General features: G+C 62.4%; 15 protein-coding genes. 13 read left to right on the top strand and 2 right to left on the bottom strand.

Annotated features, from left to right (window positions below; genetic code table 11):
- Positions 1 to 11 precede the first annotated feature (11 nt).
- The 10 genes from MKZ91_RS20035 to MKZ91_RS19990 all read left to right on the top strand — a co-directional run bounded on the left by MKZ91_RS20035 (position 12) and on the right by MKZ91_RS19990 (position 8,490).
- Positions 12 to 1,382 carry a pyruvate dehydrogenase complex E1 component subunit beta gene (locus tag MKZ91_RS20035; protein WP_336172835.1) on the top strand — a complete coding sequence of 457 codons (1,371 nt, stop codon included), beginning with the start codon at positions 12 to 14 and terminating at the stop codon, positions 1,380 to 1,382.
- A 15-nt stretch (positions 1,383 to 1,397) separates the two neighbouring features.
- Positions 1,398 to 2,741 (top strand): pyruvate dehydrogenase complex dihydrolipoamide acetyltransferase, encoded by a 1,344-nt coding sequence (locus tag MKZ91_RS20030; protein WP_336172834.1) that lies wholly within the window; start codon positions 1,398 to 1,400, stop codon positions 2,739 to 2,741.
- 14 nt (positions 2,742 to 2,755) lie between these two features.
- The gene (locus tag MKZ91_RS20025) at positions 2,756 to 3,238 is read left to right on the top strand and encodes a hypothetical protein (protein WP_336172833.1); all 483 of its coding nucleotides are present in this window, start codon (positions 2,756 to 2,758) and stop codon (positions 3,236 to 3,238) included.
- Positions 3,235 to 3,876, top strand: coding sequence for an SGNH/GDSL hydrolase family protein (locus MKZ91_RS20020; protein WP_336172832.1), 642 nt, complete (start codon positions 3,235 to 3,237; stop codon positions 3,874 to 3,876). The genes MKZ91_RS20025 and MKZ91_RS20020 overlap by 4 nt, the downstream gene beginning before the upstream one ends.
- 2 nt (positions 3,877 to 3,878) lie before the next feature.
- Positions 3,879 to 4,460 carry a GNAT family N-acetyltransferase gene (locus MKZ91_RS20015; protein ID WP_336172831.1) on the top strand — a complete coding sequence of 194 codons (582 nt, stop codon included), beginning with the start codon at positions 3,879 to 3,881 and terminating at the stop codon, positions 4,458 to 4,460.
- Between the two features lie 18 nt (positions 4,461 to 4,478).
- Positions 4,479 to 5,924 carry a dihydrolipoyl dehydrogenase gene (lpdA, locus tag MKZ91_RS20010; RefSeq protein ID WP_336172830.1) on the top strand — a complete coding sequence of 482 codons (1,446 nt, stop codon included), beginning with the start codon at positions 4,479 to 4,481 and terminating at the stop codon, positions 5,922 to 5,924.
- A gap of 74 nt (positions 5,925 to 5,998) precedes the next feature.
- A complete protein-coding gene (locus MKZ91_RS20005; protein WP_336172829.1) occupies positions 5,999 to 6,250 on the top strand; it encodes a GlsB/YeaQ/YmgE family stress response membrane protein in 252 nt (83 codons plus the stop codon).
- Positions 6,251 to 6,380: 130 nt separating this feature from the next.
- Entirely contained in the window at positions 6,381 to 7,352 is a 972-nt protein-coding gene (lipA, locus tag MKZ91_RS20000; RefSeq protein ID WP_336172828.1) for a lipoyl synthase, read from the top strand.
- An 88-nt stretch (positions 7,353 to 7,440) separates the two neighbouring features.
- Positions 7,441 to 8,031 carry an AAA family ATPase gene (locus MKZ91_RS19995; protein WP_336172827.1) on the top strand — a complete coding sequence of 197 codons (591 nt, stop codon included), beginning with the start codon at positions 7,441 to 7,443 and terminating at the stop codon, positions 8,029 to 8,031.
- Positions 8,032 to 8,040: 9 nt separating this feature from the next.
- The gene (locus MKZ91_RS19990; protein ID WP_336172826.1) at positions 8,041 to 8,490 is read left to right on the top strand and encodes a type II toxin-antitoxin system RatA family toxin; all 450 of its coding nucleotides are present in this window, start codon (positions 8,041 to 8,043) and stop codon (positions 8,488 to 8,490) included.
- On the opposite strand, the gene MKZ91_RS19985 is transcribed toward MKZ91_RS19990, so the two are convergent.
- Together MKZ91_RS19985 and MKZ91_RS19980 are read right to left on the bottom strand one after the other, a co-directional pair.
- The gene (locus MKZ91_RS19985) at positions 8,478 to 8,975 is read right to left on the bottom strand and encodes a CinA family protein (RefSeq protein WP_336172825.1); all 498 of its coding nucleotides are present in this window, start codon (positions 8,973 to 8,975) and stop codon (positions 8,478 to 8,480) included. The two genes, MKZ91_RS19990 and MKZ91_RS19985, sit on opposite strands and share 13 nt — an antisense overlap.
- Positions 8,975 to 10,180: a bifunctional 2-C-methyl-D-erythritol 4-phosphate cytidylyltransferase/2-C-methyl-D-erythritol 2,4-cyclodiphosphate synthase gene (locus MKZ91_RS19980; protein WP_336172888.1), complete on the bottom strand. Its 1,206-nt coding sequence runs from the start codon at positions 10,178 to 10,180 to the stop codon at positions 8,975 to 8,977. Before MKZ91_RS19980 ends, MKZ91_RS19985 begins: the two co-directional genes overlap by 1 nt.
- Positions 10,181 to 10,431: 251 nt before the next feature.
- On the opposite strand from MKZ91_RS19980, the gene dusB reads away from it, so the two are divergent.
- From dusB to ntrC, 3 genes are read left to right on the top strand one after another with little or no spacing between them, the layout of a single operon-like run.
- Complete coding sequence (gene dusB, locus MKZ91_RS19975) at positions 10,432 to 11,475, top strand: tRNA dihydrouridine synthase DusB (protein ID WP_336172824.1); 1,044 nt, start codon at positions 10,432 to 10,434, stop codon at positions 11,473 to 11,475.
- Positions 11,472 to 12,623, top strand: coding sequence for a two-component system sensor histidine kinase NtrB (locus tag MKZ91_RS19970; RefSeq protein WP_336172823.1), 1,152 nt, complete (start codon positions 11,472 to 11,474; stop codon positions 12,621 to 12,623). Before dusB ends, MKZ91_RS19970 begins: the two co-directional genes overlap by 4 nt.
- Positions 12,620 to 14,074 (top strand): nitrogen regulation protein NR(I), encoded by a 1,455-nt coding sequence (gene ntrC, locus MKZ91_RS19965; RefSeq protein ID WP_336172822.1) that lies wholly within the window; start codon positions 12,620 to 12,622, stop codon positions 14,072 to 14,074. The genes MKZ91_RS19970 and ntrC overlap by 4 nt, the downstream gene beginning before the upstream one ends.
- Positions 14,075 to 14,102 lie beyond the last annotated feature (28 nt).

Raw genomic sequence — 14,102 nt, 5'->3', positions numbered from 1 at the left:
GAGGGACAAACATGCCAGTAGAAATTCTTATGCCCGCCCTTTCCCCGACCATGGAGGAAGGCACGCTCTCGAAATGGCTGAAGAACGAGGGCGACAAGGTGTCCTCCGGTGACGTCATCGCCGAAATCGAGACCGACAAGGCAACGATGGAAGTCGAAGCCGTCGACGAAGGCACGATCGGCAAGCTGCTGATCGCCGCCGGCACCGAAGGCGTCAAGGTCAACACCCCGATCGCTGTGCTGCTGCAGGATGGCGAAGGCGCTGGCGATATCGCCGCACCGAAGGCCGAAGCGCCGAAGGCTGCCGCAGCCGAAGGTCCGGCTACATCCGCACCGGCACCGGTTGCCGCCCAGCCGAAGGTCGAAGTCGCTGCCGATCCGGCAATTCCAGCCGGCACCGAAATGGTGACGATGACCGTTCGCGAAGCGCTTCGCGACGCCATGGCCGAAGAAATGCGCGCCAGCGACGACGTCTTCGTCATGGGTGAGGAAGTCGCCGAATACCAGGGCGCCTACAAGATCACCCAGGGCCTGCTGCAGGAATTCGGTTCGCGCCGTGTCATCGACACCCCGATCACCGAACACGGCTTTGCCGGCGTCGGCGTCGGCGCTGCCATGACCGGCCTTCGTCCGATCGTCGAGTTCATGACCTTCAACTTCGCCATGCAGGCGATCGACCAGATCATCAACTCCGCCGCCAAGACGCTCTACATGTCCGGTGGCCAGATGGGTGCTCCGATCGTCTTCCGCGGCCCGAGCGGTGCCGCTGCCCGCGTGGCCGCCCAGCACTCGCAGTGCTATGCCGCCTGGTACAGCCATATCCCCGGCCTCAAGGTCGTCATGCCTTACACGGCTGCCGACGCCAAGGGTCTTCTCAAGGCCGCGATCCGCGACCCGAACCCGGTCATCTTCCTCGAGAACGAAATCCTCTACGGTCAGTCCTTCGAAGTGCCGAAGCTTGACGATTTCGTGCTGCCGATCGGCAAGGCCCGCATCCACAAGGTCGGCAAGGACGCAACGGTCGTCTCCTTCGGCATCGGCATGACCTATGCCGTCAAGGCGGTTGCCGAACTCGAAGCTCAAGGCATCGACGTCGAACTGATCGACCTTCGCACCATCCGTCCGATGGACCTGCCGACGGTCATCGAATCGGTCAAGAAGACCGGTCGCCTCGTCACCGTCGAAGAAGGCTATCCGCAGTCGTCGGTCGGTACCGAAATCGCGACCCGCGTCATGCAGCAGGCCTTCGACTACCTTGACGCCCCGATCCTGACGATCGCCGGCAAGGACGTGCCGATGCCTTACGCCGCGAACCTCGAGAAGCTCGCGCTTCCGAACGTCGCCGAAGTCGTCGATGCGGTGAAAGCCGTTTGCTACAAATAAGGGGAGGGCCCTTCGATGCCTATCAACATCACAATGCCTGCCCTCTCTCCGACGATGGAAGAAGGCAATCTGGCCAAGTGGCTGGTCAAGGAAGGCGACAAGGTCAAGTCCGGCGATGTGATCGCCGAGATCGAGACCGACAAGGCGACGATGGAAGTCGAGGCCGTCGATGAAGGCACCGTTGCCAAGATCGTCGTTCCCGCCGGCACCGAAGGTGTCAAGGTCAACGCGCTGATCGCCGTTCTTGCTGCTGATGGCGAGGATGTCGCTGCTGCCGCCAAGGGCGGCAATGGCGCAGCCGCACCGGCTCCCGCTGCCAAGACCGAAGCGCCTGCGCCGGCAGCGCCGAGCGCTCCGGCTGCGGCTGCCGCACCGGCGGCTCCCGCCCCTGTTGCGTCGCAGCCGGCCAAGTCCGAAGGCGCACGCGTCTTCTCGTCGCCGCTCGCTCGTCGTCTGGCCAAGGACGCCGGCATCGACCTGTCGGCGATCGCCGGTACCGGCCCGCATGGCCGCGTCGTCAAGAAGGACGTCGAATCTGCGGTTGCCGGTGGCACGGCAAAGCCTGCGGCAGCACCTGTTGCCGGCGCCGCTGCACCGGCCGCAGCCCCGCTTGCCAAGGGCATGTCGGAAGACGCCGTTCTCAAGCTGTTCGAGCCAGGTTCCTACGAGCTCGTGCCGCATGATGGCATGCGCAAGACGATCGCCAAGCGTCTCGTCGAATCCAAGCAGACGATCCCGCACTTCTACGTGTCGGTCGATTGCGAGCTCGACGCGCTGCTGGCGCTCCGTGCCCAGCTCAATTCCGCTGCCCCTGAAAAGGACGGCAAGCCGGTCTACAAGCTCTCCGTCAACGACATGGTCATCAAGGCCCTGGCGCTGGCTCTGCGTGACGTTCCGAACGCGAACGTCTCCTGGACCGAGAGCAACATGGTCAAGCACAAGCACGCCGACGTCGGCGTTGCCGTGTCTATCCCGGGCGGCCTGATCACCCCGATCATCCGCCAGGCGGAGCTGAAGAGCCTGTCGGCCATCTCCAACGAGATGAAGGACCTCGGCCAGCGCGCCAAGGACCGCAAGCTGAAGCCCGAGGAGTACCAGGGCGGCACCACGGCGGTGTCCAACATGGGCATGATGGGCGTCAAGAACTTCGCCGCCGTCGTCAACCCGCCGCACGCCACGATCCTTGCGGTCGGCGCCGGCGAGGAGCGCGTCGTCGTCAAGAACAAGCAGATGGTCATCGCCAATGTCATGACCGTCACGCTCTCGACCGACCATCGCTGCGTCGATGGCGCGCTCGGCGCCGAACTGCTCGGAGCCTTCAAGCGCTACATCGAAAACCCGATGGGCATGCTGGTCTGACCTTGGGGGCCTGAATGGACGAGATGCGCAAACCGGCATCCCTGATTTCCCGTATTCTGCGGGCTTTCGGAGTGTCGGTTGGCGCATCTTTCTTGTCTGGTTTCGCAGGATTTTTGGCGTTCTGGGTCTTTGCCCTTTCCTTGGTGAAGATCTTAGGGGCCGAGGAACTGCCGTTTGACGGACCGGATTTCTCGTTGGTGAGCTTTAACCTCCTTCCAGTAACGCTGATCGTTGGTCTCGTGTCGTTCGGAGCGCAGATGCGAACCGCACCGGTCGCGGCCTTGAGGCAAGGCATGCTGCTTTCGCTCGTTCTCTTACTGGCCGTCTCGACAGGGGGCGTCGTCGCCGCGATCTATTTGAACGATGGCATAGACCGCGGATTGACTGATCTGCTCTACCTCATCGGTGCGGTTACTCCTTGTGCGTTTGCTGTGGTCGTCCACTGGGCCCTCGTCCGCGCTCGGATCTCCTCACCGGTCCAGGAGGAAAGTAAATGAAAACGGTTCTCTGCTACGGCGACAGTCTGACCTGGGGTTACGATGCCACCGATGGCGGCCGCCATGCGCTTGCCGATCGTTGGCCGAGCGTGCTGCAGAAGACGCTTGGCCCGGATGTCCAGGTGATCGCCGAAGGACTGAACGGTCGCACAACGGCCTATGACGATCACCTTGCCGATTGCGACCGCAATGGAGCGAAGGTGCTGCCGACGGTTCTGCACAGCCACGCACCGCTCGACCTCATCATCTTCCTGCTCGGCACCAACGACATGAAGCCGGTGATCCACGGAACCGCATTCGGCGCCGTCAAAGGCATTCAGCGTCTCGTCAACCTCGTGCGCCGGCATGACTGGCCGGTCGAAAGCGAGGATGGACCGGAAATCCTGATCGTTTCGCCGCCGACGCTGTGTGAAACGGCGGATGCCGGCTTTGGTGCCATGTTTGCAGGCGGCATCGAGCAGTCGGCGATACTGGCGCCGCTTTATCGCGATCTCGCCGACGAACTCGATTGTGGCTTCTTCGATGCCGGATCGGTCGCTCAAACGACCCCACTCGATGGCGTGCATCTTGATGCGGAGAATACGCGTGCGATCGGCCGGGGGCTGGAGCCGGTCGTGCGGATGATGCTCGGGGTCTGACAATGGCCGGCGGCATTACCATTCGTCCGGCGGAACGACGTGAGGCGGCCGAGCTCGCCATCCTCGTCGATATCGCAGCACAGGGTTTTGCCTCCTGGCTCTGGTACGGCGCGGTGCAGCATGGGGTGACGGACACCGCTTTCGAACGCGGCCGCAACAAACTGCGCGAAGAACCGGGGCCGGGCAACTGGCGGGATGCGCTGGTAGCCGAGGTTGATGATGAGGTGGCGGGCCTTTCCGTCGGCTATGCGATCGGCCCAGACGTGTCGAAGGTCGTCGCCGGGCATCCGGTTCTCGAACCCTTGCTGGCGCTGCAAAGGCAGATCGTCGGTCACTGGTTCATCGAAAGCCTCGGCGTCTATCGCCATCAGCGTGGCCGCGGCATCGGCCGAGCGCTTCTGGCCAAGGAATTCAAGCGCGCCGGTTCGGCGCCGGTGAGCCTGATCACCGAAAGCCATAACGACAGGGCACAGGCACTATACAGGGCAAGCGGTTTCGGCGAGGCAGCGCGCGTCGAGGCGGTTCGGCTCTTTGAAGAAAGCAAGAAACACGACTGGGTGCTTCTCACCCGCAAGGTCGCTTGAGACAAAGGCAGGAAACACATGGCTGAGAATTACGACGTCATCGTCATCGGTTCGGGTCCGGGGGGCTACATCGCCGCCATTCGTGCAGCACAGCTGGGTCTCAAGACCGCGGTTGTCGAGCGCGAGCATCTGGCCGGTATCTGCTCCAACTGGGGCTGCATCCCGACCAAGGCGCTGCTGCGCTCAGCCGAAGTTCTGCACTATGCCCAGCATCCGGGTGCCTACGGCATCAAGATCGAAGGCACGGTGACGCCGGACCTGAAGGCAATCGTCGCCCGTTCGCGCGGCATCGCCGAGCGCATGAATGGCGGCGTCGGCTTCCTGATGAAGAAGAACAAGGTCGACGTGATCTGGGGCGAAGCCAAGCTGACGAAGCCGGGTGAGATCGTTGTCGGCAAGTCGACCAAGCCGGTCGTCCAGCCGCAGGCGCCGCTGCCGAAGAACACCAAGGGCGAGGGCACCTACACCGCCAAGCACATCATCATCGCGACCGGCGCCCGTCCGCGCGCGCTGCCGGGCATCGAGCCCGATGGCAAGCTGATCTGGACCTATTTCGAGGCGATGAAGCCCGAGGAAATGCCGAAGTCGCTGCTGGTCATGGGCTCCGGCGCCATCGGCATCGAGTTCGCCTCCTTCTACCGCACCATGGGTGTGGACGTGACCGTCGTCGAAGTCATGCCGAACGTCATGCCCGTGGAAGACGCCGAGATCTCGAACATCGCCAAGAAGCAGTTCGAAAAGCAGGGCATGAAGATCCACCTCTCTGCCAAGGTGACGAAGGTCGACAAGGCCGCCAATTCGATCACTGCCCATGTCGAGATGAAGGACGGCAAGGTTGAGAAGATCACCGCCGACCGGATGATCTCGGCCGTCGGCGTCCAGGGCAACATCGAAAACCTCGGGCTTGAAACGCTCGGCGTGAAGACCGACCGCGGCTGCATCGTCATCGACGGCTACGGCAAGACCAATGTTCCCGGCGTATACGCGATCGGCGACGTCGCCGGCCCGCCGATGCTCGCCCACAAGGCCGAGCACGAGGCCGTTATCTGCGTCGAAAAGATCGCCGGCCTGCCGAATGTCCACCCGATGGACAAGCTGAAAATCCCGGGCTGCACCTATTGCCACCCGCAGGTCGCTTCCGTCGGCCTCACCGAAGCCAAGGCCAAGGAACTCGGCCGCGACATCCGTGTCGGTCGCTTCCCCTTCGTTGCCAACGGCAAGGCGATCGCGCTCGGCGAGGATCAGGGCCTGGTCAAGACGATCTTCGACAAGAAGACCGGCGAACTGCTCGGTGCCCACATGGTCGGGGCCGAAGTCACCGAACTGATCCAGGGCTTCGTCGTGGCGATGAACCTCGAGACGACCGAAGAAGACCTGATGCACACCATTTTCCCGCATCCGACGATCTCGGAGACGATGAAGGAAAGTGTGCTCGACGCATACGGCCGCGCGCTCAACGCCTGATAGTTTCGGTGTCCGCGTTTTTGGTGTATTTTTGGCATTGCTAATGGACTCATTTCCAATGCACGGAGACCAAAATGAGCGTGAACGGCGTCGGTATTCTGGCTGCGATCATCGTCGGCGGTTTGGCCGGGTGGCTCGCGGAGAAGTTCATGGGCAGCAGCATGGGGCTGATCATGAACATAATACTCGGCATCATCGGTGCGGTGGTGCTGAATTTCGTCCTGGCGGCCTTCGGCATGGCCTATGCCGGCTGGGTCGCCTACCTGATCATCGGCTTCATCGGCGCATGCCTGTTGATCGCCGCTGGTCGGGTCGTAAAACGATAGTCTGCCGGGCCCTCTGTGCTTCCGTCGGGCTTCGAAAATAGACGGCCTGACATTTCTGGTCGGGCCGTCTATATAGAGCGAAAATGGGTCAACCGGCCTGATGCCGGCCCACCGCGACGAGGAAGACAGTATGGTAACGGTATTCGATGCCGTCTCTGACCGGGCGCAACGCGTCCGCCACCCGGAAAAGGCGCACAAGCCCGATACGGAAGTGATGCGCAAGCCGGAGTGGATCCGCGTCAAGGCGCCGATGTCCAAGGGCTACCAGGAGACGCGCTCGATCGTGAAGAGCCACAAGCTCGTCACGGTCTGCGAGGAGGCCGGCTGCCCCAACATCGGCGAGTGCTGGGACAAGAAACACGCCACTTTCATGATCATGGGCGAGATCTGTACCCGCGCCTGCGCCTTCTGCAACGTCGCGACCGGCAAGCCGAATGCGCTCGACATGGAAGAGCCGGCCAACATCGCCAAGGCCGTCAAGCAGATGGGCCTCAGCCACGTCGTCATCACCTCGGTCGACCGCGACGACCTGGAAGATGGTGGCGCCGAGCACTTCGAGAAGGTGATCTGGGCGATCCGCGAGGCTTCGCCGACGACCACCATCGAGATCCTGACGCCGGACTTCCTGAAGAAGCCGGGTGCGCTGGAACGTGTCGTTGCCGCCAAGCCCGACGTCTTCAACCACAACATGGAAACGGTTCCCGGCAATTACCTCACGGTTCGCCCTGGCGCACGTTACTTCCACTCCGTTCGCCTGTTGCAGCGCGTGAAGGAACTGGACCCGACCATGTTCACCAAGTCCGGCATCATGGTCGGCCTCGGGGAAGAGCGCACCGAAGTGCTGCAGTTGATGGACGACCTCAGGACTGCCGATGTCGACTTCCTGACGATCGGCCAGTACCTGCAGCCGACCCGCAAGCACCACAAGGTCGAGAAGTTCGTGACGCCGGAGGAGTTCAAGTCCTACGAGACCGTCGCCTACACCAAGGGCTTCCTGATGGTTTCGTCGAGCCCGCTGACGCGCTCGTCACACCATGCCGGTGACGACTTCACCCGCCTGCGCGCTGCCCGCGAAAAGAAGCTGGCGGCTACCGCCGGCTAACGGTCCGGCACACCAGAACACTGGAAGCTCCGGCCGCGTGCCGGAGTTTCGCATTTGGTGCATTCTTCCCGACTTCCCGGGGGTTCCCATGGAGCAGCCACCAAAACCGGCAAGGGTCAACTTTGTCGACGATGCCGTTGCCGTCGACCATATTCGCAAGGCTAGGCGCATCCTCGTGGTTGGATGCTCCGGCGGCGGCAAGTCGACGCTTTCGCAAAAATTGGCGCGCCAGTTCCAGCTGACCTACATTTCGATCGACCGTGATATCCTGTGGCTGCCCGGTTGGGTACAACGCGGCAGAGCGGAGCAGCGCCGACGCATTATCGAACGGGTTGCCGGTGAACGCTGGGTGATGGACGGCACCGGACCTTCCACATTCGATATCCGCGTGCCGAGAAGCGACATTGTGATCTGGGTGCGTATGCCGCGGCTTCTCTGCATCTGGGGCGTCGTGATCCGCTGGATGAAATATTTCGGGCGTACGCGCCCGGAGATGGCGCCGGGCTGCATCGAGAAGATCGACCGGGAGTTCCTCGAATTCATCTGGACCTTCGAGAAGAAGTTCTCGCCACGGATCGTCGCGGGTCTTGCTGAGCACGGCCCGGATGTGCCCGTTCTGCAGTTGAAATCGCGGCGCCAGGTGCAGAGGCTTCTTGATCTTCTCGGTTCGCCCGCTTAACTCCCGTCTATGCCGCATTTCGAAACAAACCACGTCGTCAAGCACACCGCAGACCAGATGTTCGACCTCGTTGCCGATGTCGAGCAGTATCCGCAGTTCCTGCCGCTCTGCGAAGCGCTGACGGTGCGCACGCGCAAGGAGCGCGACGGCAAGGTCTTGCTACTGGCAGACATGACGGTCGGCTACAAGGCGATCCGCGAGACCTTCACCACACAGGTGCTTCTGAACAAGGCCGAGCGCGTGATCGACGTCAAATACATCGACGGGCCGTTCAAGTATCTCGACAACCGCTGGCGCTTCGAGCCCTCGGGCGAGGGCCAGTCGATCGTGCACTTCTACATCGACTACGAGTTCAAGAGCCGCATTCTCGGCGCGCTGATGGGCTCGATGTTCGACCGCGCGTTTCGCATGTTTTCCGACGCCTTCGAAAAGCGCGCCGATAGTATCTATTCGGCCTGAGCGATCTGAATCAGCATATCGAGCGCGGTGCGGACGGTCGCAAGCCTGACATTGCTGCGGCCGATGTCGCCATAGCGCATCTCCCGATGCAGCAAAGCGCCGCTTCGTCCAGCCGCTGCGAGGTGCACAAGCCCGACAGGCTTTTCAACGGAGCCGCCGCTCGGGCCGGCAATGCCGGTGACGGCGACCGCAAAGTCCGCGGCTGAATTTCGCACCGCGCCCCGTGCCATCTCGATCGCCGTCTGCCGCGAGACGGCGCCATGGGCGGTCAGCGTTGCCGTCTCGACCCCGAGCATCGCGACCTTTGCCTCGTTGGAATAGGTGACGAAGCCGCGATCGACGACGGCGGATGAGCCGGAAATCTCGGTCAGTGCTCCAGCGATCAGGCCGCCGGTGCAGGATTCAGCCGTTGCGACTTTGAGGGCGTGCGCCGTGCACTGCGCGATGATTTGCCCGGCTTGGACTTCGATGTCCGCGGGCCACATCAGGAAAGGTTCCCGTAGACGACCGTAGCGGTGGCAATCGCCGCAATGCCTTCATCACGGCCGACGAAGCCGAGGCGCTCGTTGGTCGTTGCCTTGACCGAGCAACGGTCGAGCGAGATGGCGAGCATCTCCGCAAGGTTCTCGCGCATCGTCAGGCGGTGGGGCCCTACCTTTGGTGCTTCGGCAATCAGCGACACATCGGCATTGGTGATCACGCCGCCGCGTTCGCGCACGATCCGCGCCGCATGCTCCAGGAAGATCCGCGACGGCGCGCCCTTCCACTGCGGGTCCGACGGCGGGAAGTGGTCGCCGATGTCGCCGGCGCCGCAGGTGGCAAGCAGCGCGTCGGTGAGCGCATGCAGCGCCACATCGGCGTCGGAATGGCCGGAGAGCTTCTTCGTGTGCGGTATGAAGACACCACAAATCGTCACGCCGTCACCCTCGACGAGCTGATGCACGTCGTAGCCGTTGCCGGTGCGCACGTCGGGCAGGGCGGCCTGTTTGAGCTTCTCGTCGGCCATGGTGATATCCCTTTTCAATGTCAGCTTGACGTTGTCGACCGTGCCCTCGACCAGCACGACCTTGTGGCCTGCCCATTCGGCGATCGAGGCGTCATCGGTAAAATCGGTGCGGCCGCTTTTTGCGGCGCTGCGATGCGCGCCGAGAATGGCGGCGAGGTCGAAGGTCTGCGGGGTCTGCGCGCCATAGAGTCCGTCGCGCGGTACGGTCTCCATGACAACGCCGTCCTTGTCCGCGCGCTTCAACGTGTCGGCCACGGCGACCGCCGGCAGAACGGCCTTGACGTCGTCGCTAAGAGCGGCCGCGCAGCGCGAGAGCAGCGCATGATCGGCGAAAGGACGAACCGCATCCTGGATCATCACGTAACGCGAGCCGATCCTAGCAAGAGCTTCAAGGCCGGCGAGAACAGACATCTGCCGTGTTGCGCCGCCATGAACGATGACCACGTCGCCCGCGACGGAGTGTTTGCGCGCTGCTTTGAACAGTTCTTCGTCGTCGGGATGGATGACGACGACGATCGGACCTGCGCCCGGCCATGTCGCGAAAGTGTCAAGCGTATGGGCGATAACGGGTCTGCCGCTGACGGTTCGATATTGCTTCGGGCCTTCGGTGGATTGGCCGGCGCGCTCGCCGCGTCCGGCAGCTACAATCACCACGCCGCACTTAAGCTGTTCTTGAGGCTGCATCTTCTGTATGAGGTCCCGCATTCGCCGATCTTCGCCGTGATGTACCGCGAAGGGGCGTGCTTTGCCAGCACTGCATAATGCCTCGGGTCGGAAACGATCTGAGGGCAAATTTGTGCAACAGGCCTGAAATCTTATAGCGACCCTGGCGCGTCCTGAGCGACGCGCCGCGCTGTAAGCCGGGAAATTTGCGTAAGGCGCCGAAATCGCTTGGCAAGCTTGAGAACAATGTCTAAAAATAGTGCAGGAACAACATGTGCCTGAAAGATATGCAATTGCCAATTCCGGCTCTCTCGTCCCCGTTTCGCATCGGAAATGTCGACATCCGCAATAGGGTGGCGCTCGCTCCCATGTCCGGTGTCACCGACCTCCCGTTTCGCCGGCTTGCCTGGCGCTTCGGTGCGGGCTTTGTCGTGACCGAGATGGTGGCAAGCCGTGAACTGGTCGGCAACGCGTCCGAATCCTGGGCGCGGCTGAAGAATTCCGGCATCAAGCCGCACATCGTCCAGCTTGCCGGGCGCGAGGCGCATTGGATGGCCGAGGCAGCCAAGATCGCTGCCGACAACGGTGCTGATATCATCGATATCAACATGGGCTGCCCGGCAAAGAAGGTGACTGGCGGCTACTCCGGTTCGGCGCTGATGCGCGACCCTGATCACGCCCTTTCGCTGGTCAAGGCGACCGTCGATGCGGTCGATGTCCCGGTGACGCTGAAGATGCGGCTCGGCTGGGATGAAAACTCAATCAATGCACCACTGATCGCCAGGCGAGCCGAAGAGGCAGGCGTACAGGCGATCACCGTGCATGGCCGTACCCGCATGCAGTTTTATAACGGCAAGGCGGATTGGGATGCGATTCGTCAGGTGCGAGAGGTCGTGACCGTCCCCTTGGTCGCCAACGGCGATGTCGAGACGGTGGCCGACGCCGACGAGATTCGCCGGCGTTCCGGTGCCGATGCAGTGATGGCGGGCCGTTCGTCCCAGGGACGGCCGTGGCATGTCGGCATACTCGCCGGTGCTGCCAACCGTCCTGAGCAGGCGGAAATCGCGGCGATCTTCACTGAGCACTACGAGATGATGCTGGAGTTCTACGGCGTCGATACCGGCCTGCGGCACGCCCGCAAGCATGTCGCCTGGTATCTGGATCGTTTTGCCGGCGGTCTCGCCGGTGCCGAGAAGGCGGCGATCCTGACGTCGACCGACGCCCGCTTCGTCAGTGCGCGCGCGTCAGCCGCCATTCTTCATGGTGCCGCGACGGCAGCAAAGAGTGATGCGATTGCAGAAGGACTGGCTGCATGACCGAGAAGCCCAGCATTCCGGATTCAGCCGCCAACGGTCTGTCGATGGCTGTTCTCAATGCCATTCAAAACCCGGTGATCCTGGTCGACGCCAACGGCCTCGTCGCCTTCGCCAACTGGGAAGCCGAATCTTTCTTTGGCGCCAGCGCCAATCACCTGGCTCGCCACAACATCAGCGTCTTCATCCCGTTCGGCAGCCCGCTTCTGACCTTGATCGAGCAGGTGCGCGAACGCAGGGCGCCGGTCAATGAGTACCGCGTTGATCTGAGCTCGCCGCGTCTTGGCGCAGACAAGTTGGTCGACCTCTATGTCGCGCCCGTGCTGTCGGAGCCAGGCTCGGTCGTCGTCGTCTTCCAGGAACGTTCGATGGCCGACAAGATCGACAGGCAGCTGACCCATCGTGGTGCTGCCCGTTCGGTGACCGGACTTGCCTCGATGCTTGCGCACGAGATCAAGAACCCGCTTTCCGGCATTCGCGGCGCGGCACAGTTGCTCGAAAGCTCTGTCAATGATGAGGATCGGGCGCTGACGCGCCTCATCTGCGACGAGACCGACCGCATCGTCTCGCTGGTCGATCGCATGGAAGTGTTTTCCGACGAGCGGCCGGTTGACCGGGTGCCGCTCAACATCCATTCGGTGCTTGACCACGTGAAGGCGATCGCCAAGGCGGGCTTCGCCCGCCATCTCAAGTTCGCGGAAAATTACGATCCGTCGCTGCCGCCTGTTTACGCCAACCGCGACCAATTGGTTCAGGTCTTTCTCAACCTGATCAAGAACGCGGCTGAAGCGATCGGCGAACGAGGCGATGGTGAAATCGTGTTGACGACGGCCTATCGGCCAGGCATCCGCCTGTCGGTTGCCGGAACACGCGAGAAGATCTCGCTGCCACTGGAATTCTGCGTGCACGACAACGGTCCCGGCGTCCCGCCGGACCTGTTGCCGCACCTGTTCGATCCTTTCATCACCACCAAGACCAACGGTTCCGGTCTGGGCCTTGCTTTGGTTGCCAAGATCATTGGCGGTCACGGCGGCATCGTCGAGTGCGACAGCCAGCAGAACCGTACGACCTTCCGCGTCCTGATGCCGGCCTCAAAAGGCATGGCTGCGGACGAAGACGATATGCCGATGACAAAAGGAAACCATGCATGACGGGTGCCACGATCCTCGTCGCGGATGACGACGCAGCCATTCGCACCGTGCTCAACCAGGCACTCAGCCGTGCCGGCTACGATGTCCGCATCACTTCCAATGCGGCGACGCTCTGGCGCTGGATTGCGGCCGGTGACGGCGATCTCGTCGTCACCGACGTCGTGATGCCCGACGAAAACGCGTTTGATCTGCTGCCGCGTATCAAGAAGGCGCGTCCTGATCTGCCCGTGCTGGTGATGAGCGCGCAGAACACCTTCATGACGGCGATCAAGGCGTCGGAGAAGGGCGCCTATGACTATCTGCCGAAACCCTTCGATCTGACGGAGCTGATCGGCATCATCGGTCGGGCGCTGGCCGAGCCCAAGCGCCGTCCGGCAAAGCTCGACGACGATACGCAGGACGGGATGCCGCTCGTCGGCCGCTCCGCGGCGATGCAGGAAATCTATCGTGTGCTTGCACGGTTGATGCAGACGGACCTGACGCTGATGATCACCGGCGAGTCGGGAACCGGCAAGGAACTCGTCGCCCGCGCGCTGCACGACTATGGCAAACGCCGCAACGGTCCGTTCGTGGCGATCAACATGGCCGCGATCCCGCGCGATCTGATCGAATCGGAGCTCTTCGGCCACGAGAAGGGTGCCTTCACCGGCGCGCAGATGCGCTCGACCGGACGTTTCGAGCAGGCCGAAGGCGGCACGCTCTTCCTCGACGAAATCGGCGACATGCCGATGGATGCCCAGACCCGCCTGCTGCGCGTGCTGCAGCAGGGGGAATACACGACCGTTGGTGGCCGCACGCCGATCCGCTCGGACGTACGCATCGTCGCGGCGACCAACAAGGATCTGAAGCAGTCGATCAATCAGGGCCTTTTCCGCGAGGACCTCTATTACCGTCTGAACGTGGTGCCGCTGCGCCTGCCACCGCTGCGCGACCGGGCGGAGGATATCCCGGATCTCGTACGCCATTTTGTCCAGCAGGCGGAAAAGGAAGGGCTTGATGTCAAGCGCTTCGACCATGAGGCGCTCGAACTGATGAAGGCGCACCCGTGGCCGGGCAATGTGCGTGAGCTTGAGAACCTCGTGCGGCGGCTGACGGCACTTTATCCACAGGACGTCATCACCCGCGAAATCATCGAAAACGAACTGCGGTCCGAGATACCCGACAGCCCGATCGAGAAGGCGGCGGCCCGGCCCGGGTCGCTGACCATTTCGCAGGCGGTCGAGGAGAACATGCGTCAGTATTTCGCGAGCTTTGGCGATACTTTGCCGCCTGCCGGCCTCTATGATCGGGTGCTTGCCGAGATGGAGTATCCGCTGATCCTGGCCGCGCTTACCGCCACTCGCGGCAACCAGATCAAGGCCGCCGATCTGCTCGGGCTCAACCGTAACACGCTACGCAAGAAGATCCGCGAGCTCGGTGTTTCCGTCTATCGCAGCTCACGTAGTGCTTGACTGGCCACAGTCACCGTTGCATTTTCGC

It is taken from the genome of Ensifer sp. MJa1, from assembly GCF_037026475.1.
Classification (GTDB): Bacteria; Pseudomonadota; Alphaproteobacteria; order Rhizobiales; family Rhizobiaceae; genus Ensifer.
This window is presented reverse-complemented; position numbering and strand designations above follow the sequence as displayed.

Bases quoted from the DNA above. Each gene is read 5' to 3' on its own strand.
- MKZ91_RS19985 (WP_336172825.1), bottom strand. From the start codon at position 8,975: ATGTGGCCCGCGGACATCGAAGTCCAAGCCGGGCAAATCATCGCGCAG.
- MKZ91_RS19990 (WP_336172826.1), top strand. From the start codon at position 8,041: ATGCCGCATTTCGAAACAAACCACGTCGTCAAGCACACCGCAGACCAG.
- MKZ91_RS20015 (WP_336172831.1), top strand. From the start codon at position 3,879: ATGGCCGGCGGCATTACCATTCGTCCGGCGGAACGACGTGAGGCGGCC.
- lpdA (WP_336172830.1), top strand. From the start codon at position 4,479: ATGGCTGAGAATTACGACGTCATCGTCATCGGTTCGGGTCCGGGGGGC.
- lipA (WP_336172828.1), top strand. From the start codon at position 6,381: ATGGTAACGGTATTCGATGCCGTCTCTGACCGGGCGCAACGCGTCCGC.
- MKZ91_RS19980 (WP_336172888.1), bottom strand. From the start codon at position 10,180: ATGCAGCCTCAAGAACAGCTTAAGTGCGGCGTGGTGATTGTAGCTGCC.
- MKZ91_RS20020 (WP_336172832.1), top strand. From the start codon at position 3,235: ATGAAAACGGTTCTCTGCTACGGCGACAGTCTGACCTGGGGTTACGAT.
- MKZ91_RS20030 (WP_336172834.1), top strand. From the start codon at position 1,398: ATGCCTATCAACATCACAATGCCTGCCCTCTCTCCGACGATGGAAGAA.
- dusB (WP_336172824.1), top strand. From the start codon at position 10,432: ATGTGCCTGAAAGATATGCAATTGCCAATTCCGGCTCTCTCGTCCCCG.
- MKZ91_RS20035 (WP_336172835.1), top strand. From the start codon at position 12: ATGCCAGTAGAAATTCTTATGCCCGCCCTTTCCCCGACCATGGAGGAA.
- MKZ91_RS20005 (WP_336172829.1), top strand. From the start codon at position 5,999: ATGAGCGTGAACGGCGTCGGTATTCTGGCTGCGATCATCGTCGGCGGT.
- MKZ91_RS19970 (WP_336172823.1), top strand. From the start codon at position 11,472: ATGACCGAGAAGCCCAGCATTCCGGATTCAGCCGCCAACGGTCTGTCG.
- MKZ91_RS20025 (WP_336172833.1), top strand. From the start codon at position 2,756: ATGGACGAGATGCGCAAACCGGCATCCCTGATTTCCCGTATTCTGCGG.
- ntrC (WP_336172822.1), top strand. From the start codon at position 12,620: ATGACGGGTGCCACGATCCTCGTCGCGGATGACGACGCAGCCATTCGC.
- MKZ91_RS19995 (WP_336172827.1), top strand. From the start codon at position 7,441: ATGGAGCAGCCACCAAAACCGGCAAGGGTCAACTTTGTCGACGATGCC.